18 protein-coding genes are annotated in these 23,703 nt (G+C 63.5%); 13 read left to right on the top strand and 5 right to left on the bottom strand.

Annotated features, from left to right (window positions below; all coding sequences use genetic code 11):
* The first annotated feature begins 42 nt into the window (after positions 1 to 42).
* Positions 43 to 1,422: a TolC family outer membrane protein gene (locus FJ443_RS18085; protein ID WP_140521260.1), complete on the top strand. Its 1,380-nt coding sequence runs from the start codon at positions 43 to 45 to the stop codon at positions 1,420 to 1,422.
* A gap of 258 nt (positions 1,423 to 1,680) precedes the next feature.
* Positions 1,681 to 2,511: a PopZ family protein gene (locus FJ443_RS18080; protein WP_140521041.1), complete on the top strand. Its 831-nt coding sequence runs from the start codon at positions 1,681 to 1,683 to the stop codon at positions 2,509 to 2,511.
* Between the two features lie 192 nt (positions 2,512 to 2,703).
* Here the strand turns inward: FJ443_RS18080 and FJ443_RS18075 are convergent, their stop codons facing one another.
* Positions 2,704 to 4,248: an FAD-dependent oxidoreductase gene (locus FJ443_RS18075; RefSeq protein ID WP_140517150.1), complete on the bottom strand. Its 1,545-nt coding sequence runs from the start codon at positions 4,246 to 4,248 to the stop codon at positions 2,704 to 2,706.
* A 43-nt stretch (positions 4,249 to 4,291) separates the two neighbouring features.
* Between FJ443_RS18075 and FJ443_RS18070 the strand changes: the two genes are divergently transcribed.
* From FJ443_RS18070 to FJ443_RS18050, 5 genes are all read left to right on the top strand, one after another.
* Positions 4,292 to 4,789 (top strand): MarR family winged helix-turn-helix transcriptional regulator, encoded by a 498-nt coding sequence (locus FJ443_RS18070; RefSeq protein WP_140517148.1) that lies wholly within the window; start codon positions 4,292 to 4,294, stop codon positions 4,787 to 4,789.
* A 259-nt stretch (positions 4,790 to 5,048) separates the two neighbouring features.
* Complete coding sequence (locus FJ443_RS18065) at positions 5,049 to 7,832, top strand: valine--tRNA ligase (protein WP_140665140.1); 2,784 nt, start codon at positions 5,049 to 5,051, stop codon at positions 7,830 to 7,832.
* A 359-nt stretch (positions 7,833 to 8,191) separates the two neighbouring features.
* On the top strand, positions 8,192 to 9,421 hold the full coding sequence (locus FJ443_RS18060) for an OmpP1/FadL family transporter (RefSeq protein WP_140665138.1): 1,230 nt from the start codon (positions 8,192 to 8,194) through the stop codon (positions 9,419 to 9,421).
* 307 nt (positions 9,422 to 9,728) lie between these two features.
* Positions 9,729 to 11,453: a dihydroxy-acid dehydratase gene (gene ilvD, locus FJ443_RS18055; RefSeq protein ID WP_140495754.1), complete on the top strand. Its 1,725-nt coding sequence runs from the start codon at positions 9,729 to 9,731 to the stop codon at positions 11,451 to 11,453.
* The gene (locus FJ443_RS18050; RefSeq protein WP_140517142.1) at positions 11,440 to 12,267 is read left to right on the top strand and encodes a tetratricopeptide repeat protein; all 828 of its coding nucleotides are present in this window, start codon (positions 11,440 to 11,442) and stop codon (positions 12,265 to 12,267) included. Before ilvD ends, FJ443_RS18050 begins: the two co-directional genes overlap by 14 nt.
* 36 nt (positions 12,268 to 12,303) lie before the next feature.
* Here the strand turns inward: FJ443_RS18050 and FJ443_RS18045 are convergent, their stop codons facing one another.
* The 4 genes from FJ443_RS18045 to erpA all read right to left on the bottom strand — a co-directional run bounded on the left by FJ443_RS18045 (position 12,304) and on the right by erpA (position 14,235).
* Entirely contained in the window at positions 12,304 to 12,621 is a 318-nt protein-coding gene (locus FJ443_RS18045) for a hypothetical protein (protein WP_140579767.1), read from the bottom strand.
* Positions 12,622 to 12,685: 64 nt separating this feature from the next.
* On the bottom strand, positions 12,686 to 13,480 hold the full coding sequence (gene xth, locus FJ443_RS18040) for an exodeoxyribonuclease III (protein WP_140495757.1): 795 nt from the start codon (positions 13,478 to 13,480) through the stop codon (positions 12,686 to 12,688).
* A 7-nt stretch (positions 13,481 to 13,487) separates the two neighbouring features.
* Entirely contained in the window at positions 13,488 to 13,880 is a 393-nt protein-coding gene (locus tag FJ443_RS18035; RefSeq protein ID WP_140495758.1) for a VOC family protein, read from the bottom strand.
* 7 nt (positions 13,881 to 13,887) lie between these two features.
* On the bottom strand, positions 13,888 to 14,235 hold the full coding sequence (gene erpA / locus FJ443_RS18030) for an iron-sulfur cluster insertion protein ErpA (RefSeq protein ID WP_140495759.1): 348 nt from the start codon (positions 14,233 to 14,235) through the stop codon (positions 13,888 to 13,890).
* Positions 14,236 to 14,361: 126 nt separating this feature from the next.
* On the opposite strand from erpA, the gene FJ443_RS18025 reads away from it, so the two are divergent.
* The 6 genes from FJ443_RS18025 to scpB all read left to right on the top strand — a co-directional run bounded on the left by FJ443_RS18025 (position 14,362) and on the right by scpB (position 23,654).
* Positions 14,362 to 15,576, top strand: a complete 1,215-nt coding sequence (locus FJ443_RS18025) for a deoxyguanosinetriphosphate triphosphohydrolase (RefSeq protein WP_140517136.1) — start codon at positions 14,362 to 14,364, stop codon at positions 15,574 to 15,576.
* Between the two features lie 63 nt (positions 15,577 to 15,639).
* Positions 15,640 to 17,397 carry an arginine--tRNA ligase gene (argS, locus tag FJ443_RS18020; protein ID WP_140665135.1) on the top strand — a complete coding sequence of 586 codons (1,758 nt, stop codon included), beginning with the start codon at positions 15,640 to 15,642 and terminating at the stop codon, positions 17,395 to 17,397.
* Positions 17,398 to 17,500: 103 nt separating this feature from the next.
* Positions 17,501 to 20,869: an SPOR domain-containing protein gene (locus FJ443_RS18015; RefSeq protein ID WP_140665133.1), complete on the top strand. Its 3,369-nt coding sequence runs from the start codon at positions 17,501 to 17,503 to the stop codon at positions 20,867 to 20,869.
* A 125-nt stretch (positions 20,870 to 20,994) separates the two neighbouring features.
* A complete protein-coding gene (gene nagZ, locus FJ443_RS18010) occupies positions 20,995 to 22,014 on the top strand; it encodes a beta-N-acetylhexosaminidase (protein WP_140665130.1) in 1,020 nt (339 codons plus the stop codon).
* A 60-nt stretch (positions 22,015 to 22,074) separates the two neighbouring features.
* Complete coding sequence (locus FJ443_RS18005) at positions 22,075 to 22,878, top strand: ScpA family protein (protein ID WP_140665311.1); 804 nt, start codon at positions 22,075 to 22,077, stop codon at positions 22,876 to 22,878.
* Positions 22,875 to 23,654 carry an SMC-Scp complex subunit ScpB gene (scpB, locus tag FJ443_RS18000; RefSeq protein WP_140656494.1) on the top strand — a complete coding sequence of 260 codons (780 nt, stop codon included), beginning with the start codon at positions 22,875 to 22,877 and terminating at the stop codon, positions 23,652 to 23,654. Before FJ443_RS18005 ends, scpB begins: the two co-directional genes overlap by 4 nt.
* Positions 23,655 to 23,703: the final 49 nt, after the last annotated feature.

Genomic DNA, 23,703 nt, shown 5'->3' with positions numbered 1-23,703 from the left:
GGTGCGGCGTGGTTCCCATGGAAAACGAATGAGGGTTTAATGGTGCCGTCTCTACGCAAGTCACTTTTCACCGCCGTCCTCGTTTCGGCGACCGCGCTTTCCCCGCTGGCCGCCTCGGCCGAAACCATCTCCGGCGCGCTTGCAAAGGCCTATCAATACAATTCCTCGCTGAATGCCTCCCGAGCCGGCGTACGCGTCACCGACGAGAGCGTGGCCATCGCCAAGTCCGGCTGGCGCCCGACCATCACCGGGACGGCCGACACGAATTATGTGAATACCCGTGCCAGCGGCGCCAACGTCAAGACGGGGTCGGCCAGTGTGGGCATCGTCATAAACCAGAACCTGTTCGACGGCTTCCAGACGAGAAACAATGTGGCGGCAGCCGAATCGCGGGTCAAGGCATCCGTCGAAAGCCTGCGCAACACCGAGGAGAACACGCTGTTGAGCGCGGCCACGGCCTATATGGACGTGATTCGCGACCGGCAGATCGCGGTGCTGACGGAGCAGAATCTGCAGTTCCTGACCGAGCAGGCGCGCGCCGCGCGCTCACGGTTCGAGGTCGGCGAAGGCACGCGCACCGACGTTGCGCAGGCCGATGCGTCGCGCGCTTCCGCCGTGGCGTCGCTCAGCGCCGCCCGCGCGCAGGCGCTGGCAAGTGCGGCGAGCTATCACCAGATCGTCGGTGACGAGCCGGGCAAGCTCAGGCCTGCCTCGCCATTGGCCAGGCTGCTGCCGCCGAGCCTCGATTCGGCGATAGCCATCGCCTCGGCCGAGCATCCGGCGATCCTCGCCACCCAGCATCTGGTCGATGCGGCCGCGTTTTCGGTGAAGTCGTCCGAGGGCGCATTGCTGCCGCAGCTTTCCGCATCGGCCGGCATTTCGGAGGATTATCTGCATCGCAATCCCGACCTCCAGGGGAGCAACGGCGGTTCGACCTCGGCCAACATCGGTGCGACACTGACGATCCCGATCTATTCGGGCGGCCGCACCTCGGCGGTCGTGCGACAGAACAAGGAATCGCTTGGCGAGGCCCGCATCCAGGTCGACGTCAGCCGCGACCAGGTGCGCCAGGCCGTCGCCTCGGCGTGGTCGCAATACACCGCCGCGCAGCAGAGCGTCGCTGCCAACAGGCAGGTGATCGACGCCGCTCAACTGGCGCTGAACGGTGTCATCGAGGAACGCAATGTCGGCCAGCGCACCACGCTGGATGTGCTCAACGCGCAGGCCACCGTCATCACCGCCAAGATCAACCAGGCAAATTCCGAGCACGACGTTGTGGTGGCGAGTTATGCCATCCTGTCGGCGATCGGCCGCCTCTCGGCCGAGCGCCTTGCGCTGCAGGCGACGAAGTACAGGCCTGAAGAGCACTACAATGCCGTCAAGGACAAGTGGATCGGCCTGCGCACGCCGGATGGCCGCTAAACTCCACAGATTCGAGTAGTTCTCTCGAAGCGACCCGGCGTTCGATCGAAACGCCGGGTCGCTTCATTGTTTGCGCAACTGCGCCGGCAACTCGTCACATGCTTTTCGACGAATTGCGCTAATCTGTTGAAATCCCACATGTCCCCAGAATGGGGATTCTCGTACGGCGCTCCGTCGGTTACGCTGTCGCCATGATTCGAATCCGGCTTTTACCGGAGCGGAAGTCTGTAACAGGTCACAAGGGCGGCGGATGTGACGATGGCAACGGCAAGCAGCGCACAGCGCGAACCTTCCATGGAAGAGATACTGGCTTCCATCAGGAGGATCATCGAGGACAGCGACAGCGGCCGCAAGCAGCCGGACGATGCCGATGACTTGCGGCAGGATCTGAAGCCGGCGGCGGGCGCTGCTCCCGACGTCGATGCGCTCCGCGCCGAATTGCATGCCGCTCCCGAGGTCAGGAAGCCGGTCACGCTGGCGGAGGTGCAGGCACAGACATCGGCGGCCGAACCAACGGTCGCGCGCATGGAAGCGCCGGAGCGAACCGATCCCGTGGCACCAAGGGCGTCGATGACGCTTGCCGAGGTGAGCGCCCGGATCGCCGCCGAGCCGCTGCCCGCCGAAAGGACCGACAGGCCCGCGACGCCCGAGGCCGGTGCGGCAAGCGATGCCATCGTCGCCGATTGGCGCCGCGAGATCGCAGCGGTCGGCGAGCAGGCGAAGGCGATACCAGGCATTCGCAAGCCGGTTGTTCAGCCCGAAGCGCCGGTGGACGAGCCGATGCCGGAGCCGGCGTTCGAGCGGACCCCTTCGATCGCCGCCCCGGCGAGCACCGACGAGGCGCGCAAGGCGGCGGATGAAACGCCTGCGGCCCGTCCGGCAATCCTTTCCGAGCATACGGGCCGGCAGGTCGCCGCGGCCTTTGGCGAACTCTCCGACGCCTTTGCCAGCCGCAGCAAGAAGACATTCGACGAGATGGCCGAGGAGATGCTGCGGCCGATGCTGCAGGACTGGCTGGACAACAACCTGCCAACGCTGGTCGAGCGCCTGGTGCGCGAGGAGATCGAGCGCGTGGCGCGCGGCGCGTAATGATTTTCCCGGGTCGCCTTAGGTGGCTAGTTGGACACCGCTGCGCCTTCACCCTGGCGCAGCACGGTAATCTCAGGATCGGCACGTCGAAGGAGGCGGTGGCCGCAATAATAGCTCCGATGATGGCGATTGCCACGACCACGCCGCTCCACGCTTCATATAGGCCCGACCCAAGCATAGAGCCCGCCAACCTCATTGTTCGAACATATCTCGGCAGTCTTTCGGGTCTTCTCCGGGTTGGACTAGGCCCATGCGGGCCAAATAGGTTTCGAGCTTCGCGGTTCGGTCTGCATCAAGAATCGCCATCACACCGATATATCCGTCCGGCCGGATCAGCACACACTCGCCCGGTGCCAGTGCATAAGCATCGCGAAGGTGTCCCCAGGCATCGATGACATCGCCTTGCGGGCCGATGTGGTGGACATGCAGCCCCTTGAGTGGCCCAACCGTCTCTCTCCCGGCTTGATGAACAAGCAGTGTCCAATGCGGCCCTTGCAGCAATTGGAACAGTCGCCATGGTTGCCCCGCCGCGCCCCTGATTTGGGCATCCGGCGCGCGGTCCCCCGCGTGCGGGCCGCTGCTGCGTTCGGCCATTTCCCTGGAGAGCGGCGATTCCGGATAGGCGATATCGAGCTGGCGCACCTCGCGGCCGCGGTGCATTCCACCCTGTTTCTGGGTGTCGAGCAGCCGGGTCGAAAGGCCGAGAACCGATTCTGCGACCGGACGTCGTTCCTGCTCATAGGTGTCGAGCAGGCAATCATCCGCGCCGTCGAGGACGGCGGCAAGTTTCCAGCCCAGATTATAGGCATCCTGCACGCTGGTGTTCAGGCCCTGGCCGCCGGTTGGCGGATGGATATGAGCTGCATCGCCAACGAGGAATACCCGATCGACCCGGTAGCGATCGGCAAGCCGGGCGTTCATCAGGTAGGCCGACGCCCAGGCGACCGAATCCACCCGCACGTCGCCGCGGCCGGTCCGCTCATTAATCAAGCGCCCCAGCTGTTCTGCTGAGAGGTCCACTTCGCCGTCCAGCAGAATGGGTGCCTGAATCTGGAAGAGATCGGTTCCGGCGAGCGGGCAAATCGCGACCATTCGCTCCATGTCACCGTCGTTGAACTGGTGCCACGCATCGCGGTCCAGCCCGGTCAACAGCACATCCGCCACGACCGCACGCACGCCCAGCGTCTTGCCGGGGAAATTCAAGCCGAGCGCGCCGCGCACGAAGCTGTGCCCGCCGTCCGCCCCGACAAGATAGCGTGCGCGAACGGTTTGCTCGCCATTCGGCCCCGCAAGACGTGCCATGACACCGTTCTCACCTTGCTCGAACCCAACCAACTCACATCCGTACTCGACCCTATGGCCTAGTTCTGCCAGCCGCTCTCGCATGATCCGCTCGGTGAGGAATTGCGGAATCATTAGCGCGATGGCGTAAGGCTCTGCCGGCGTCGGATCGGGGCGCTCGCCGGTGTCCTTTTCGATATAGCTGCCGTCATCGCCATACACGCGCATCGGCGGATAGACGCCGCCTGCGGCAACGACCCTGTCGAGAATGCCAAGATCTTCGAAAATCTCCTGTGTCCTCGGCTGGATGCCCTTGCCGCGCGAGCCACGGAAGGGTTCGCTCATCTTCTCAATGAGCTGGAAGGATATACCGCGCCGTGCAAGCTCGATCCCCAGCGTCAGGCCAGCCGCTCCCGCGCCGCAGATGAGCACATCTGCCGCAAAACCGTTTGTCATGTCGATCTCCTTGTGTGTAAAATGCACATAATGGAGAGTCGGAGTGCTGTCAATGAAAAGCGTGAAAAATACACATATTGGGAGTCATCAGATTCGTGAACTCCACGGAGCGCTGATCGAGATTGCCAGCCTTATGAACCGGCCTCAGCGCGATGAGCAGATGGTAAAGGAGGCCGGAATTGCGCTCGACCGCGCACTGTTTCCTCTGCTGGTCGGGATAGAGCGGCTTGGGCCGATAGGGATAGTGGACCTCGCCGACCGGGCTGGCCGCGATTACACCACTGTCAGCCGTCAGGTGGCGAAGCTCGAAAGCCTTGGCCTGGCCGTGCGCCGGCAGAGCGAGACAGACCGCCGCGTGAATGAGGCTGTCGTCACGCCAAAGGGCAAGGCGATGACCGACAAGATCGACGCAGCACGAGAGAGAAACGCTCGCGCCGTTTTCGAAAGCTGGGACGCACACGACATCGACGAACTCGTGCGGCTCATGCGCAAGTTCGCCGAAGCTTTGAAAGAAAAACCAGAGGACTCCAGCGCGTCCTGAGACGTCGCACTATTCCTCGTTTCGTACGACCCGAGCTGGCATTTGGGATTGGGCGGCGTAGGCGTGCAATGCCTCTCCGGCTGGAGCCGGTGGCAGTGCCGACGCCACCAGGGATTGTCGCATACGGGACAGACACTATCTGAACGGTGATCCTCTTTCTGTTGTGCCGGTTGCCGAGGCGGCCCCTACGGTTGACTCGGTCAAAGCCTTCCGATTTACACCGGACCAGCAAAAATCCGACAGCGCGGACCATTTTCCCATGCTTGAAAAGACCTACGACGCCAAAACCGTCGAACCGAAGATTGCCAAAGTGTGGGAAGAGGCCGACGCGTTTCGCGCCGGCGCCGGCGCCGAGGAGGGGGCCGAGGCCTTCACCATCGTCATCCCGCCGCCCAACGTCACCGGCTCGCTGCATATGGGCCACGCGCTCAACAACACGTTGCAGGATATTCTCGTTCGCTTCGAGCGCATGCGCGGCAAGAACGTGTTGTGGCAACCGGGCATGGACCATGCCGGCATCGCAACGCAGATGGTGGTCGAGCGGCAGTTGATGGAAAAGCAGATCCATCGCCGCGACCTCACCCGTAAACAGTTCATCGAGAAAGTGTGGGAGTGGAAAGCCGAATCCGGGGGCGCGATCCTCAACCAGCTGAAGCGGCTCGGCGCCTCGGCCGACTGGTCGCGCGAACGCTTCACCATGGACGAAGGCCTGTCCAAGGCCGTGCTCGAAGTGTTCGTCACGCTCTACAAGGAAGGCCTGATCTACAAGGACAAGCGCCTTGTGAACTGGGATCCCAAGCTGCTCACCGCGATCTCCGATCTCGAGGTCGAGCAGCAGGAGGTCAACGGCAATCTCTGGCACTTCCGCTATCCCGTCGAAGGCGTGGCCTTCGATCCGGAAAACCCGAAGACCTTCATCATCGTGGCGACGACGCGCCCCGAGACGATGCTGGGCGATACGGCCGTCGCCGTGCATCCGGACGACGAGCGCTTCCGGCACCTGGTCGGCAAGAATGTCGTCCTGCCGATCGTCGGCCGCAAGATTCCCGTGGTGGCGGATGAGTATTCCGACCCCGAGAAGGGCTCTGGCGCGGTCAAGATAACGCCGGCGCATGACTTCAACGACTTCGAGGTAGGCAAGCGCCACAAGCTGCCGGCGATCAATATCCTCACCGTCGAGGCGGCGGTAAACCTCAGGGACAACGAGGATTTCCTCGCCGGGCTCGAGGTGACGCCGGAGCGCCAAGCCGTCTGGGATGAACTCAACGGCCTTGACCGCTTTGTCGCGCGCAAGAGGATCGTCGAATTGATGGAAGAAGGCGGCTTCCTCGACAAGGTCGAGCCGCATCGCCACGCCGTGCCGCATGGTGATCGCGGCGGCGTGCCGATCGAGCCGTTCCTGACCGAGCAGTGGTATGCAAACGCCGCCGAACTGGCCAAGCCGGCGATCGCCTCGGTGCGCGAGGGGCGTACCAAGATCATACCCGCGAATTGGGAAAAGACGTACTTCCAGTGGATGGAGAACATTGAACCCTGGTGCATCTCGCGCCAGCTTTGGTGGGGCCACCAGATTCCGGCATGGTATGGGCCGGACGGGCGCGTCTTCGTCGAGAAGACGGAGGAAGAGGCGCTGAGTGCCGCGATCGAATATTATCTGGCGCTCGAAGGACCCTGGAAGGCCTGGGTCGAGGACAAGCTCGAGAATTTCCAGCCGGGCGAAATCCTGACCCGTGACGAGGACGTGCTCGATACCTGGTTTTCCTCGGCGCTGTGGCCGTTCTCGACGCTGGGCTGGCCGGATGAGACGCCGGAGCTGAAAACCTACTACCAGACCGACGTGCTGGTGACCGGCTTCGACCTGATCTTCTTCTGGGTCGCGCGCATGATGATGATGGGCCTGCACTTCATGGACGAGGAGCCGTTCCACACCGTCTACATGCACGCGCTGGTGCGCGACAAGAACGGGCAGAAGATGTCGAAGTCGAAAGGCAATGTCGTCGACCCGCTCGACCTCATCGACGAATATGGCGCCGACGCGCTGCGCTTCACGCTGACGGTGATGGCGGCGCAGGGGCGTGACGTGAAGCTCGACCCGGCGCGCATTGCCGGCTACCGCAATTTCGGCACCAAGCTTTGGAACGCGACGCGCTTCGCCGAGATGAACGAAGTCGCGCGCAACGACGATTTCTGGCTGAACGACGCCAAGCTGGCGGTCAACCGCTGGATCCTGACCGAGCTGACGCGCGCCGCGCGAGAGGTCACGGACGGCATCACCTCATATCGCTTCAACGAGGCGGCGGGGGCGGCCTACCGCTTCGTCTGGAACCTGTTCTGCGACTGGTATCTGGAGCTGCTGAAGCCGGTGTTCATGGGCACGGACGAGGCGGCCAAGGCCGAAAGCCGCGCCTGCGTCGCCTTCGTGCTCGACGAAATCTACAAGCTCCTGCATCCGATGATGCCGTTCATGACCGAGGAACTTTGGGCGCAGACCGCGGGCGAGGGCAAGGAGCGCGCTTCGCTGCTTTGCCATGCCGCGTGGCCGTCGCCGGATTTCGAGGACGCTGAAGCGGCCGCCGACATCAACTGGCTGGTTGATCTCGTCTCCGGCATTCGTTCCGTGCGTTCGGAAATGAACGTGCCGCCGGCAGCCATCGCGCCGCTGATGGTGATCGGAGCCAACACGCTTACCCGCGAACGGCTGGGGCGCCACGCCGCCGCGATCAAGCGGCTGGCGCGCGTCGGCGACATCTCGCAGGTTGACGCCGCACCCAAGGGCTCGGCGCAGATCGTGCTCAACGAGGCAACGGTCTGCCTGCCGCTCGGCAGCCTGATCGATCTCGCCGCCGAGGCCGCGCGCTTGCAGAAAGAACTGGCCAAGGTGACCGAGGAGATCGCACGCCTGCACAAGAAGCTGTCGAACGAAAGATTCGTCGCCAGCGCGCCGGCCGAGATCGTGGAAGCCGAGCGTGAAAAGCTGGCCGAATACCGCGAGGCGCAGGGCAAGCTTTCGGTGGCGCTGGCCAGGGTTCGCGAAGCGGGTTGAGGGCAGATTCGGGAGACTTTAGGGCCCTCTAAAATGGGGTGGCTTTTTGCCTCGAAACCGGCATTCCGTAGCGTTAATGTTGACGTAAACGGAAGTTTTCGCCCCATTGTTGCCATAATGTAACAATGGGGCATTCGACTGCTCAAAACTGATTATTTTTGGCCTTTTTGGCCGATTTTCTCCCGTTTTTCTGAGTGAGACACGCCCGGCGAACCGTTTTTCTGCCTCGCTGCGCTGGTCTGCATTTTGTCCGGAATGCGTCCGGTGGACATGTACATGTACGCCCCAAGAATTCGTTGTTGCACCGTTAACCCGAATTGGTTCTAGCTGGATGCACTGACTATTCGGGGAGGACATCCATGAACAATCTGCGTTTGAAAGCACTGCTGGGGGCAGGGTGCTTTTCGCTGGCTTTGCTGGGGACGGCAATGAGCTCGGCACATGCCGGCGGCCTGGAACGTGGCGGCTACGATATCGACCTGCTGTTTGATCCGGCGCCGTTCGCGACGGACGCGGAAGCGACCTATGTGATGCCGGACCGTAAGTACGAGAATGCGCGTGGTCCCGGCGGAGCCAATCTCGGCCTTGGTACCTCGGCCGACGGAGCCGAGGGCTATTGGGTACCGCGCATAGGAATGAAGGCCCAGGTTGTGCAGGGCGTCGACTGCATGGTCGATTATTCGCAGCCTTGGGGCGCGCATACCGCACCAGGTATGTGGAACGGAGCGCTTTCTAACGTCGAGACTGATATCAAGAGCAACAATTACGCCGGCACCTGTTCCTACAAGTTTGATGCTGGCAAGGGCCAGCTCCGCTTTATCGGCGGGTTGTTCTATCAGGACATTTCAGGCTTCAAGGAAAGCTTGGTCGGTTTTACTCCCCTCGGACAACCGCTGCTTGGTCGTGTCGATCTGGAGGCTAACGGTTGGGGCTGGCGCGCCGGCGTTGCCTACGAAATCCCTGATATCGCGCTCCGCGCCAGCTTGGTCTACAATTCGAAGGTCAAGCTAGACAACATTTCGGGCACACTCACCTTACCAGCTATTCTTGGAGGTTCTCGGCCGATCTATGGCGCAGAGGAGTCGATGCCGGATTCGCTGGAACTGAAACTGCAGTCCGGTATTGCGCCTGACTGGCTGGCCTTCGGCTCAATCAAGTGGGTCAACTGGAGCGTGCTGCAGAGCGTTCCGATCTGTCCAACAATTGCGCCTGGGGCGGCTTGCTTCACGAACGGCCCGGGTCAGGTGACGTCGCTCGACCTGATGTATCGTGACGGCTGGACCGTTTCAGGTGGTATCGGCCACAAGTTGAATGATCAATGGAGTGCCGCCGGTCAATTGACCTGGGATCGTGGCACCTCGCATGGCTATGGTGCGCAGACCGATACGTGGACCCTGGGCGGCGGCGTCGCCTATACGCCGCAGCCCAACATCGAAGTGCGGCTCGCTGGAGCGGTCGGCGTTTTGACCAGCGGCCACTCGGGGACATTGGCTGGGGAGAACGGCTATGTTGCAGGCGAGGATGCCAGCTATGATTTCGGGAATGATCTGATCACGGCGATCTCTGGTGGTGTGAAGATCAAGTTCTAAGTCTCTGTAAAATCAAATGAAAGGCCGGGCAATGCCCGGCCTTTTTCGTTCCGGGGCTGTGGCCGAGCCTGTCGGCCCCAGGGCTGCGGTGCAGATAAACCGCACCAGCTCCGCCTCGTGTCGTTGTGATGTTTTGGCAACACTTTCTGAACAACCCCTGCGCTAGAAGTCAGGCCGACGAAATTGCCCATTTCCCGCCATAAACCCGGCGCACCTCGATCTTGTCTCGGGACACGCGCCAAAAGGCTCGGCGATGGGAGCAGGCCGCACCGCCCCCTTGCGAGGAAGATGTGGGGCAAGGAAGAGTATGGACGCCAAAGTCATCTCCAAGGCTAAGCTCCCCAGCCGCTATGTGACCGTCGGTCCGGCGCGTGCGCCGCATCGCTCCTATCTCTATGCCATGGGCCTGTCGGCGGCCGAGATCGCACAGCCGCTGGTCGGCGTCGCCTCCTGCTGGAACGAAGCGGCGCCCTGCAACATTTCGCTGATGCGCCAGGCGCAAGTGGTCAAGAAGGGCGTCGCGGCCGCCAACGGCACGCCGCGCGAATTCTGCACCATCACCGTCACCGACGGCATCGCCATGGGCCACCAGGGCATGAAGTCGTCGCTGGTGTCGCGCGAGGTCATCGCCGATTCGGTGGAGCTCACCATGCGCGGGCATTGCTACGACGCGCTGGTCGGGCTCGCCGGCTGCGACAAGTCGCTGCCCGGCATGATGATGGCCATGGTGCGGCTCAACGTGCCGTCGATCTTCATCTATGGCGGCTCGATCCTGCCCGGCAGCTACCGCGGCCGCCAGATCACCGTGCAGGATGTGTTCGAAGCGGTCGGCCAGCACTCGGTCGGCACGATCGGCGATGCCGAACTGCTTGAAATCGAGCAGGCCGCCTGTCCCTCGGCCGGCTCCTGCGGCGCCCAGTTCACCGCCAACACGATGGCGACCGTGGCCGAGGCGATCGGTCTGGCACTGCCCTATTCCTGCGGCGCGCCGGCGCCTTATGAAATGCGCGATCGTTTCAACTTCGCCTCCGGCGAGAAGATCATGGAACTGATCGCCAGGAACATCCGGCCGCGCGACATCGTCACGTTGAAAGCACTGGAGAACGCGGCGACGGTGGTTTCGGCCACCGGCGGCTCGACCAATGCGGCGCTGCATTTGCCGGCCATAGCGCATGAGGCCGGCATCAAGTTCGACCTGTTCGATGTCGCCCGGATTTTCGAGAAGACGCCATACATCGCCGACCTCAAGCCCGGCGGCAAATATGTCGCCAAGGACATGTTCGAGGCCGGCGGCATTCCGCTGTTGATGAAGACGCTGCTCGACCACGGCTACCTGCATGGCGATTGCCTGACGGTCACTGGCCGCACTTTGGCCGAAAATATGGAGCATATTGCCTGGAATGAACACCAGGATGTGGTCCGCCCGGCCGACAGACCTATTACCCAAACCGGCGGTGTCGTGGGCTTGAAGGGAAACCTTGCCCCGGAAGGCGCGATCGTGAAGGTCGCGGGCATGACGGAGTTGAAGTTCTCCGGCCCGGCGCGCTGCTTCGATTCGGAAGAGGAATGTTTCGAAGCGGTGACGCATCGCAACTACCGGGAAGGCGAAGTTCTCGTCATCCGCTACGAAGGGCCGCGCGGCGGACCTGGCATGCGCGAGATGCTGTCGACGACGGCGGCACTCTACGGCCAGGGCATGGGTGGCAAGGTGGCGCTGATCACAGACGGCCGTTTCTCGGGCGCGACGCGCGGCTTCTGCATCGGCCATGTCGGGCCCGAGGCCGCCGTTGGTGGTCCGATTGGCCTCATCCGGGACGGCGATGTGATCTCCATCGATGCCGTGAACGGCACGATCGATGTGGCGTTGTCCGATAGGGAACTGGCTGCGAGGGCAAAGAGTTGGAAGGCGCGCACAACCGACTATCAGTCCGGCGCGATATGGAAATACGCACAGACGGTAGGTTCCGCCCGCGACGGCGCGGTCACCCATCCGGGCGGTGCGAAAGAAACACACTGCTATGCGGACATCTGAGTTGTTGAGGTCGTCTGTCCTTCCGGCACTGGTCGCGTTAGCGATCTTTGGCGCCGTCGGCCAGGCCATGGCCTTCGACGACAAGGTGTTCGACGACAAGACCGGCGTGAAGCCGCAGTCGAGCCCCTGGGCGGTGTTCCAGTTCGGCTTCTCCGCCTACAAGAACGGCCACAAGGAACAGGCCGCGGAGGCTTATAAATACGCCGCCGAGAACGGCCAGATCGGCGCCACCTGGAAGCTTGCCCGCATGTATGCCGAGGGTGATGGCGTGGCGCGCGACGATTACGAGGCGTTTAAGTTCTTTTCGGAGATCGTCGATCAGGACGTCGAGCCCGGCTCACCGGAAGAAAGCTACGTTTCCGACGCGCTGGTGGCGCTGGGCGACTATTTGCGCAAGGGCATTCCCGGCAGCCCGGTGACCGAGAACGAAGTGGCGGCCCAGGAATATTACATGCGCGCCGCCGCCAACTACCGCAACCCGAATGCCCAGTTCGAGATGGGGCAGATGTTCCTGAAGGGCGAGGGCGGCGTGAAGGCCAGCGTCAAGCAGGCCGGGCGCTGGTTCCAGCTCGCCGCCGAAAAAGGCCATGCCGGCGCGCAGGCGACGCTTGGCCATCTGTTGTTCCAGAGCGGCAAGATCGTGCGCGGCCTGGCGATGATGACGGCAGCACTCGAACGTGCGGCGCCCGCCGACCAGCCCTGGATCCGCGGCATGCAGGAGGAGGCCTTTGCCGCCGCCGGCGAAGCCGACCGCCGCACAGCGATCTCGCTCGCTGACGACATCCTGACCAAGGGCAACAGCGCCGATCAGTAAGGATGATCTCCCCACGAGGAGATCGCTAATCAGACATTAATTCTCGGTCGGCTCCGCCGGCACCATGCTGGGAGCCGGCGCCGAGATCGGCGTCATCCGCCGGTGCGGCGCCAGCCTGTCTTGCGGGCAGCTGTCCCCGACTTTCGTCCATGAGGTGTTGTTGAGCACCATCTCGCAGCGGGCGAGGTGGTTCTTGTCGGCGATCGTCAGACAGGCGACCTGGCCGACCGGGTAGGATTTTCCATTGGCAAGACATTCCTCGGCGGCGAAAGCCGCCGCAGGGACGGCGACAGCGAATGCCAGGCCGATCGGACAAAGGACAAGTCGTATGGTCATGGGAACCCCAGCCGCCATGATGATCTCCCATCATGCGCCTGATTGTGGCGATACGAGGTCCAGCGCGGGCCCGGGGTCTCCCTCAGGCCGGCAGCAAATCGAGATCGATGGCCACCGGCACGTGGTCGGACGGTTTTTCCCAGGCGCGCACATGCTTTTCGATCGAGGCCGATGAAAACCGGTTGGCGGCCTCCGGCGACAGCAGCAGGTGGTCGATGCGGATGCCGTTGTTCTTCTGCCAGGCGCCGGCCTGGTAGTCCCAGAAGGTGAAGGTGTCGCCCGCATCGGTGACCGAACGCACTGCTTCGGTGAAGCCGAGATTCTTCAGCCTGCGGAACGCCTGCCGCGTCTGCGGCTGGAACAGCGCATCATTCAGCCAGTTCTCCGGGAACTTCGCGTCGACAGGTTCGGGAATGACGTTGTAGTCACCGGCCAGCACCAGGGCTTCCTCCAGCCTCAGCCGCTCCTCGGCCCAGCGCTCCAGCCGTGCCATCCAGGACAGCTTGTAGGAGAATTTCCTCTCGTCATCGATCGGATTGCCGTTCGGCAGATAGAGCGAGGCGACACGCAGCGCGCCCTTGTCGGTCGAGAACACACCTTCGATGAAGCGCGCGTGCTCGTCGGCGTCGTCGCCGGGCAGACCTCTGATGACCTCGTCGAAGCGCAATTTCGACAGCAGGGCGACGCCATTGAAACCCTTCTGGCCGTGGGTTTCCACATTGTAGCCAAGCGCCTCGATCTCGGCGCGCGGGAACTGCTCGTCGACCGTCTTGATCTCCTGCAGGCAGACGATGTCGGGGGCGCTTTCGGTCAGCCAATGGGTGAGATTGCCGATGCGGGCGCGAATGCCGTTGATGTTCCAGGTGACGATCTTCATGGCGGCCTCAATGTTCTTCCGGGGCAAGACGTTCGACCAGGCCGATCGTATTGCCTGCGGGATCCTTTAGAAAGGCCATCCACTCGCTTTCCCCCGCCGGACCGAACTGGCCCTCGGTGTCGCGATGAACAAGCGTTGGAGGCGCGGTGAAGGGAACGCCCGCAGCTTTCGCGCCGGCGTGGAAATCCTCGAGACCTGATATGTCGAGATAGACGGTTCCGGCCGGAATGCCGTCGGTGAACAGCAGCCGCACGCTGCCGGCCATGATGAAGGCGATGCCCGGCGGATCGTAACGCACATGCACGCTCATCCCGAGCACGTCGCACCAGAAGGCCAGAGTCGCGTCGAGGTCTCGCCCGGCCGAGAGCGCGACCTGACGAACCGCGCCAATGGCAGGCATGTTGTTCCTAAATGGAGAAGCTTGTGCCGCAGCCGCAGGAGGCGACCGCATTCGGGTTGCGGATCTGGAACGACTGGCCCATCAGGTCGTCGACGAAATCAATCACCGACCCGCCCATATAGACCAGCGACAGATCATCGATCAGAACCGTGGCGCCGTCCTTCTCGATGGCGACATCGTCGTCGTTGCGCGCGTCGACCAGATCGAACTTGTAGGAAAAGCCGGAGCAGCCGCCGCCTTCGACGGAAACGCGCAACGCCGTCTTGCCGGCCTCGTCCGACACAATCTTGGCGATCCGCCTTGCGGCGGCATCGGTCATCTCGACTTTCATGGCGGTCTTGGCATCCGCGCCCATGGGCGTCACCTTGCTTTCGGTTTCACATGATAGGTATGAAGCGCGAAGGGCCAAGTCAACCGGCCAAGTCAACCGGCCATAGTCTGGCGGCCAAAGTCAGGCGGCCAAAGTCAGGCGGCATCGACCATGACCAACGAGTTGGGCGACATCGGATTTGGCTATAGGCCCCGCGCGGCCTATGCCAGCGATCCGGCGCGCTCGCGCGGGCGCCTGTTCGAAGAGGTCGAAAGCCCGACCCGTACGCCGTTCCAGCGCGACCGCGACCGCATCATCCATTCCACCGCGTTCCGCCGGCTGAAACACAAGACGCAGGTCTTCATCGCCCATGAAGGCGATCATTATCGCACCCGGCTGACCCATTCGATCGAGGTGGCGCAGATCGCACGCGCTCTGGCGCGGGCGCTGCGCGGCGACGAGGATCTGGCTGAAGCGGTGGCGCTGGTGCATGATTTCGGCCACACGCCCTTCGGCCACACCGGCGAGGACGCCCTCAACGAGAAGATGGCTGATTGGGGCGGCTTCGACCACAACGCGCAATCGCTGCGCATCGTGACAAGGCTGGAAGCGCGCTATGCCGAGTTTGACGGACTGAACCTGACCTGGGAAACGTTGGAAGGCCTGGTCAAGCACAATGGTCCGCTGACCGATGCCAACGGCAAGGGCCTGAAGGGTCCGGTGCCGCAGGCGATCCGCGACTATTCGGAACTGCACGACCTCGAACTCGACCGGTTCGCCGGCATCGAGGCGCAGTGTGCTGCGATCGCCGACGACATCGCCTACAACACGCACGACATCGACGACGGCCTGAGGGCGGGGCTGCTGACGCTGGACATGCTGAAGGCCGTCTCGCTGCCGGGGACCATCCTGGAGGGGGTGCGCGCGCGCTATCCCAATCTCGACGAGGTGCGCACCGGCCACGAGCTGATGCGGCGCCAGATCACCGCCATGGTCGAGGACGTGATCAGGTCGACCACCGCCAACCTGGAACGCACCGGGCCGCGGAGCGCCGATGCGGTGAGGGCGGCGGGCGAGACGATGGTGACCTTTTCCGCCGAAATGGCCATCGCCGAGAAAGAGCTGAAGGCCTTTCTCTACAAACACCTCTACCGGCACAAGGAAGTCATGCGCGTGCGCGCCGATGCGGAGCGGATCGTCAGGGACCTGTTCGACGTCTATTTCGCCGATCCGCGCGCCATGCCGGACGGCTGGCGCGAGGGGCTCGACCGGGCCGAGGATCGCATCAAGGCGCGCAGCGTGGCCGACTTCCTGGCGGGGATGACCGACACCTACGCGCTGAAGGAACACCGCCGTTTGTTTGACCGTACGCCGGATTTGAGCTAGGGCGGGCTCAATTTTTGCCGGCCAACAAGCCGGATTCCCTGCAAAGCCGCCAGAGTCATACCCATGAACATCTTCGCCGACTTCACCGCGCGAATCATAAAAGCCGTCGAAGCGCTTGATCTGAAAGCCAGTGACGGTGTTTCGCCCGATCTGTCGCGCATCGCCGTCGAGCCGCCGCGCGATGCCAGCCATGGCGATCTCGCGACCAATGCGGCAATGGTGCTGGCCAAGCCCACCGGCCAGAACCCGCGGGTGCTGGCTGAGCGCCTGGCGCTCGCGCTGCGGGACGACAAGGATGTCGCGGCCGCCGAGGTTGCTGGCCCGGGCTTCGTCAATTTGCGGCTCAAGGACGGTTTTTGGCAGGCACATCTCACGACGCTTCTGGGCGAGGGCCGCAATTACGGCCGCTCCAGCATTGGCGGCGGCAGGAAGGCCAATGTCGAATATGTATCGGCCAACCCGACGGGACCAATGCATGTCGGCCATTGCCGTGGCGCCGTGGTTGGCGATGCGCTTGCCAATTTGATGGCCTTTGCCGGTTACGACGTGACCAAGGAATATGTCATCAACGACGCCGGCTCGCAGATCGACGTTCTCGGGCGCTCGGTGATGCTGCGTTATCGCGAAGCGCTTGGCGACGAGGTCGGCGAGATCCCGGCCGGGCTCTATCCAGGCGACTATCTGGTCCCGGTCGGGCAGGCGCTGGCCAAGGAATTCGGCCGGTCCTTGCTGCAGATGCCGGACGAAGAGGCGCTCGCCATCGTCAAGAACCGCACCATCGACGCGATGATGGCGATGATCCGCGAGGATCTGGCGCTGCTCAACGTGCATCATGACGTGTTCTTCTCCGAGCGCACGCTGCACGCCGACAATGCCAGGAAGATCCGCTCGGCGATAAACGACCTGACGCTGAAGGGCCATATCTACAAAGGCAAGCTGCCGCCGCCCAAGGGCGAGAGGCCGGACGACTGGGAAGATCGCGAACAGACCCTGTTCCGTTCGACGGCGGTCGGCGACGACATGGACCGGGCGCTGGTCAAGTCGGATGGTTCGTTCACCTATTTCGCCGCCGACGTCGCCTATCTCAAGGACAAGGTCGATCGCGGCTTCGTCGAACTGATCTACGTGCTCGGCGCCGATCATGGCGGCTATGTCAAGCGGCTGGAAGCGCTGGCGCGGGCGATCGCCGGCGACGAGGTGAAGCTCACGGTTCTTCTGTGCAACCTGGTAAAGCTGTTTCGCGATGGCGAGCCGGTGCGCATGTCCAAGCGGTCCGGCGATTTCGTGACGCTGCGCGAAGTGGTGGAGGAAGTCGGCCGCGACCCCATCCGCTTCATGATGCTCTATCGCAAGAACGATGCGCCGCTCGATTTCGACTTCGCCAAGGTGACCGAGCAGTCCAAGGACAATCCGGTGTTCTATGTGCAGTACGCTTCGGCGCGCTGCCATTCGGTGTTCCGGCAGGCGAGCGAACAGTTGGGCGAAGCGAATTTCGATCGCAACAGCCTGGCGGCTGCCGTGGCGTTGCTGACCGACGAAGGCGAGATCGGCCTGATCAGGAAACTCGCTGAATATCCACGGTTGATCGAGTCGGCGGCACTTGCGCTCGAGCCGCATCGGCTGGCATTCTACCTCTACGATCTGGCCTCAAGCTTCCACGGGCACTGGAACCGCGGCACCGATAATCCGGACTTACGTTTTGTTAAGGTTAACGACCGACAATTGACGCATGCCAGACTAGGGCTGGTGCAGGCTGTTTCGGATGTCTTGACGTCCGGCCTGACGCTGATCGGCGCCGCGGCGCCCACCGAAATGCGTTAGGTTTGACTAAAAAACCTGTCACCTTTTGCCCACATTGCGCTGGTAAGGGCCAACCCTGCGCGACGTCCATGGCGTCCGAATGAGTGCGAGTTCGGGAACAATAATGGCAGACAGAACCCAGCTGAGAATAGCCGACAACAACGACATCGCCAACGATGATCCGTTCGCGGAACTGACCAGGATCATGGGGTTCGACCCGCGCCAGCCGGTCAAGCCACAGGCGCCCGCCCAGCCGAAAGCCGCCGCTGACCAGCAGGCGCAGGAGGGCGATTTCGACATCGATCTCGAAAAGGAATTGATGGGCGACTTCGACTTTGCCGAAGGCAACGCCGCGACGGTCGCCGATGTTGATGAGCCGGCGTTCGACGCCGCCGCTACCGACGGCATGGATGACGAACTCGCCATGGCGTTCGACGACATGCAGCTCGACGATGAGCATGGTGCCGACGACGCTGTTGCCGAGGCCGCGCCAACCGTCGATGCCGCTTTCGACACGGATTTCGACGATGCGGTAGCCAGCTCTCTCGATGGCGTTTCGCCGCTCGATGACGATCTGCCCATGGCGGACGAGCTTGCGGCATCGCTCGATCAGGACTTCCGGCTTGATGACGCGACCGATGCGGCCGAGCCCGCCTTGGCCGCCGAAGTGGCGGAGCCTGTCGCGGAGCCTACCGTCGACCATGAATTCGACGATGGCTTTGCCCTTTCGCTCGAAGACGAACTGATGCTCGATGGTCACGTGGCGGAGCAGCAGCCTGAAGCGGCCGCGGCTCCGGTCGAGCCTCCCGTCGAGGCGGCGCTGAACGCGAACCATGCGGTTTCCGAAGAGGATTTTGGCGATCGCTTTGATGACGCCACGGCTTTCGACGACGGGCTGGCGGATATCGATTTCGATCTGGCTGCCGATCACTCGGTCGCGACCGATGCGCCCGTGGCTGCGGAGACGGATGCGCTTGACGCGCATGACGTGACCGCCGAGACGGCAGATGCGCACGAAATGGAGGACGTGTTCGCCGAGGCGACGGATGCGGAAGGCGAGGCGGCAGACCTGGCCGCCGATCAGCCGCTGGACGATGCTTTCGAGCAGGATTTCAACGACGCGCTTGCCGAAGCGACGGACGAGCCGGCCGCTGAGCCTGTGGCTGCCCCCGTTCATCCGGCCGCCCCGGCTATGGCCGAACCGGTGCATGCTGCCGTCGACGAGCGTAGCCTTGAAGACGAGTTGAACGCGCTGTTGGGCGCCATGAGCGCACGCTCGGCGCCGGTGGCCGAGGAGGAGGTAGCGGTTCAGCAGCCTGTCGCCGCGACCGCGAAACCCGACGAAGAACCGGCGGCCGGTGACCTCGACTGGAACCTGGACGAACCTGCGGCGGCGCAGCAGCATCAGGCGGTCTCGGCCGCTGACGTCGATCTTGACGATCTCATGCTCGATGAGCTTCAGGACCAGGACCTCGGCGCGCATGCCGCTGCCTCTGAAGGCGATGATTTCGAAGCGGAACTCGCCGCAAGCATCGACCTGGCCGAAGGCATCGACCTGGCCGAAGGAATCGACCGGGATGAAGACGTCGCCGCGGATCCCGCCGCGCCGGAAACTTTCCGCGACGATCCCCTCGATTGGCTGACGATGCAGTCCACGCCGCCCGAGCCGGCCCGCTCGTGGAGCCGGGTTACGCCGGTCCCACAGCCGCAACAGGCGAGTTTTACCGCCCAGCCGATGGCTTCGGCGGCCCCCATGGCCGCGGCGCCGTCTGCCGCGGTCCCGACCTATCGTGCGGCCGAGCCTGCCGCTTATGCGGCGCCGGCCGCCGCACAGCGCGAGCAGTCCGCGTTCGATGACGAGATGCCCGATGTCGAGACCGTCGATGTGCCGGAGCGCGTCGTGGCGCTTCAGGATGATCTCGAGATTCCGGAATTGCACTTCGAAGAGGATGAGCCGGCCGCGCCCGGCTACGACGATCTCGACGCCGAATTCTCCAATCTGCTGACCGAGATGAATACAGTGGATGTCGCTGCGGCTCCCGCAAACACCAGCGCGCCCTATGCCGACGACTCCTACAATCCCGGCTTCAAGTCGGGATACGATGCCTTTGAACAGGGCTATGAGGCTCTCAAGCCGGGCTATGAGGGGCTCAAGCCGGGCTATCAGCCCGAGGCGCGCACCTACGCGGCACGGCCAGCGGAAATGTCTGCCCGCGCGACAGCGCCGGCGGGTTATGCCGACGCCACCAATGGCTTCGACGTCGACGACTTGCCCGGCAGCCAGCCGGTTTCACAGGCCGACGATTTTGCCGTCGACGAGCTCGACTACGATCCCGAGCTGGACGAGGCGATGTCGGTTCCTGGTCTCGCCGAACGCGAGGCCGGCGGGTCGCCGCGCAGGCGCGGCCTGCTCATCGCCGCCATTGTCGGTGCAGTCGTTGTCACCGGAGGCCTCGGCGCCTTCGCGCTGTCTCCGGGCGGCCAGGGCGGCAGCGACGCCCCGGTCCTGGTCAAGGCGGACAATGCACCGATCAAGGTCAAGCCGGAAAACCCGGGCGGCGCCGTGGTGCCGAACCAGGACAACAAGGTCTATGACGCGGTCGCCAAGGGCGCCAAGCCCGCCGAGCCGGTCCAGCAGAAGCTCGTCACCAATGTCGAGGAACCGGTCGATGTGGCGGCGAAAGATCCGGCTCGCGCCGTCGATCTCTCGCCCGACCAGACCGCAGCCGACGCGACCGACGGCGACGGCGGCGATGCTCCAACCGCCGTTGCGGCGCCAGCCGATAACGCCGCGCCCGCAGCCAAATCCGAGGACCGCATCGCGCAGGTCCTCCAGGATGCCGACAAGGGAACGAATCCCGACGTCGTCGCCGTGGCGCCGCGCAAGGTTAGGACCATGGTGGTCAAATCGGACGGGTCGCTGGTGCCGCGTGAGGATCCGGCGCCCGCCGCACCGAAAGTGGCTGCCGTGGAGCCGGTCGATCCGGCGCCGCAACATGTCGCGCCGTCGGCTCAGGCTGATGCTGACCAGACCGGCACGGTGGCGCCGGACGCCGCGCAGGCGGCCGATGAGCCAGCCCTGAAACCGGTGACCGAGCCCAAGGCGGAAGCCAAGGCCCAGTCGGCCAACACGCCGGCCAAGGTCCCGGTCGCGCCGCAGCGCCCGTCCGACCAGCCGGTCGACGTGGTCGGCGAGGTCAAGCCCGATCAGGTTGCCTCCATCAGTCCCGCGGCGCCCTCGACCGGCGGCGGTTCGTGGTCGATGCAGATCGCCTCGCAGCCGACGGTCGAAAGCGCGCAGTCGACCTATCAGGATCTGCAGCGTCGCTATGGCGGCGTGCTTTCCGGCCGCACCGCCAACATCGTCAAGGCGGAGATCGCCGGCAAGGGGACTTTCTACCGCGTCCGCGTGCCCGCGCAGTCGCGCAACGATGCCATCAATCTGTGCACCAGCTACAAGGCTGCCGGCGGCAACTGCTTCGTGTCGAGGTAGTCATTCACCTCCCGTGTCGGAGGAGAGCAGTTTGAAAACCGGCGCGGCCTCAACGCCGCGCCGTTTTCTTTTTGCACTTTTCGACGTGATTCCCTTTGGCCGCGGAAGATTCTAGACTCGTCGGCATGACCGAATCAAAATCCATGATCCTCGGCTGTGCCGGGAAGTCGCTCACCCGCGAAGAAATCAGTTTCTATCGCAATGAATGCCCGTGGGCCTTCATCCTGTTTGCCCGCAATATCAGCGAGACCGAGCAGATCCGCGATCTGGTCGCCGAGATGCGCGACTGCATCGGACGCCCGGACGCGCTGGTGTTCATCGACCAGGAGGGCGGCAGGGTGCAGCGGCTGCGGCCGCCTCTGGCGCCGAACTATCCAGCCGGCGGCGCACTCGGTGCGCTGTGGCGCGACGACCATGACGCCGGAGCCCGCGCCGCCTGGCTGATGGCGCGGCTGCACGCTTTCGACCTTCTGCGCTACGGCATCACGGCGGATTGCCTGCCGGTGCTCGACGTGCCGATCGAAGGGGCGAGCGACGTCATCGGCGCGCGCGCCTATGGCAAGGAGCCGCGCCCGGTCATCGAACTCGGTCGCGCCGCGGCGGAAGGCCTGATGTCTGGCGGCGTGCTGCCGGTCATGAAGCATATTCCCGGCCATGGCCGGGCTTTCGCGGACACGCATTTCGAACTGCCTGTCGTCGACGCTTCGATGAACGAGCTGCAGCGGCACGATTTTGCGCCATTCAGGGAACTCAACCACCTGCCGATGGCCATGACCGCGCATGTCGTCTACAGCGCGATCGATCCCAAGAACCCGGCGACCACCTCCGGCAAGGTCATCGACGAGATCATTCGCCGCGAGATCGGCTTCGATGGGCTGCTGATGAGCGACGACACCTCGATGAAGGCACTTTCTGGGGATTTCCCGACAAAGGCGGCCTCGATCCTTGCGGCCGGCTGCGATCTGGTCCTTCACTGCAACGGCGTTTTCGAGGAGATGGCGGGCATCGCATCGCGAACCAAAGGGCTTGAGGGCAAGTCGCTTGAGCGCGCAAACCGGGCAATGACCTATATAGAAAAACGCGACGCGGCTGAAGAAACCGAGATACGCGCCGAATTCGCCACCTATTTCGATGCGGTGGCCTGACAGAGGGAAGAACGGGACGTGGCGGAAGCATTGGAAAGCAAGGCCGGGAAGGCCGCACCGATGGACCGCCTGTGGGCCGAAAGCGATGATTCCCGGCTGACCGGCGATCCGTCGCTGGTCGTCGACGTCGCAGGATTCGAAGGCCCGCTCGATCTTCTGCTGCATCTTGCCCGCAACCAGAAGGTCGATCTCGCGCGCATTTCCATCCTGGCGCTGGCCGAGCAGTATTTGGCCTTCGTCGAGACGGCGAGGGCACTGAGACTTGAGCTCGCCGCGGATTATCTGGTGATGGCGGCGTGGCTCGCCTTCCTCAAATCGAAGCTTTTGATCCCGAAGCAGCCGGGCGAGGAAGGCGAAAGCGGTGAGGAACTGGCGGCGGTGCTGCAATTCCGGCTCAAGCGGCTGGAAGCCATGCGCGATGCATCGGCGCGGCTGGTCAACCGGAACCGGCTCGGCCGCGACGTGTTCGCGCGCGGCATGCCGGAAATGGTGATCATCGAGAAGCGCAACGCCTATTCGGCGTCGCTCTACGATCTGCTCACCGCCTATGCCCAGCAGCGGCAGAAGCAGGCAATCACCAATGTCACGATCGCCAGGCGCGGCGTCTGGTCGCTCAAGGACGCCCGCGACATCCTGACCAGGCTGATCGGCAGCTTGCGGGACTGGACGTCGCTCGACAGTTTTCTCGTCCAATATCTGTCCAGCCCTGAAGAGCGGCGCACCGCGATCGCCAGCTCGTTCGCGGCGACACTGGAACTGGTGCGTGAGGGCAAGATGGATGTGCGGCAGGACGAGGTGTTCGCGCCGATCTATCTGCGCGATCACCGCGCACCGGCAATCAAGGCAGTCGAGGTGGCATCATGAGCGAACGCGCCAACGCTTCGGTTGTCCCGTTCAAGGTGGACAACGAACCGGAGGAGGGCGAGGTCGACCAGGCTTCGGTTCAGAATCCGGCCCAGAATCCGGCGCAGAATCCCGCCGAGCGGCTGCATATGGCGGAGGCGGTGCGCATGGCCGAGGCGATCGTTTTCGCCAGTGCCGAGCCCGTCAGCGAAAAGCAGTTGGCCGCGCGCCTTCCCGATGGCATCAACATCGCGCTCGCGATGGCCGAGCTGCAGCAGATCTATGCGCGGCGCGGCGTCAACCTGGTGCGGGTCGGCGATGCCTGGGCGTTTCGCACCGCCGGCGATCTCGCCTTCCTGATGAGCCGCGACACCGTCCAGCAGCGCAAGCTGTCGCGCGCGGCGCTCGAAGTGCTGGCGATCATCGCCTATCACCAGCCGGTGACGCGCGCCGAGATCGAGGACATCAGAGGCGTCGAAACCTCGAAGGGCACGCTGGATACGCTCTTGGAGACGGAATGGGTACGCATGCGCGGCAGGCGCAAAACGCCCGGCCGTCCCGTGACCTATGGCACCACCGAAACCTTCCTCGACCATTTCGCGCTCGAGGAAATCCGCGATCTCCCCGGCATGGAGGAGTTGAAGGGCGCCGGCCTGCTTTCGGGCCGCATGCCGTCGAATTTCTCCATTCCGCAGCCGCCGGCCGATCCGGATGCGCTGACCGAGGACGAGGATCCGCTGACCGATATCGATCTCGAGGAACTCGGCCTGCTGACGCCGCGCGTCACGGAAGATTGACCACAAGCCCCTGTTCCTGGAGGCTTTCCCGGGCTAGATGCGCCGATTG

Source organism: Mesorhizobium sp. B2-6-1 (genome assembly GCF_006440475.1).
Lineage (GTDB): Bacteria > Pseudomonadota > Alphaproteobacteria > Rhizobiales > Rhizobiaceae > Mesorhizobium.
Note: the sequence above shows the minus strand (reverse complement) of the source record. Positions and strands in the feature narration are given on the sequence as shown.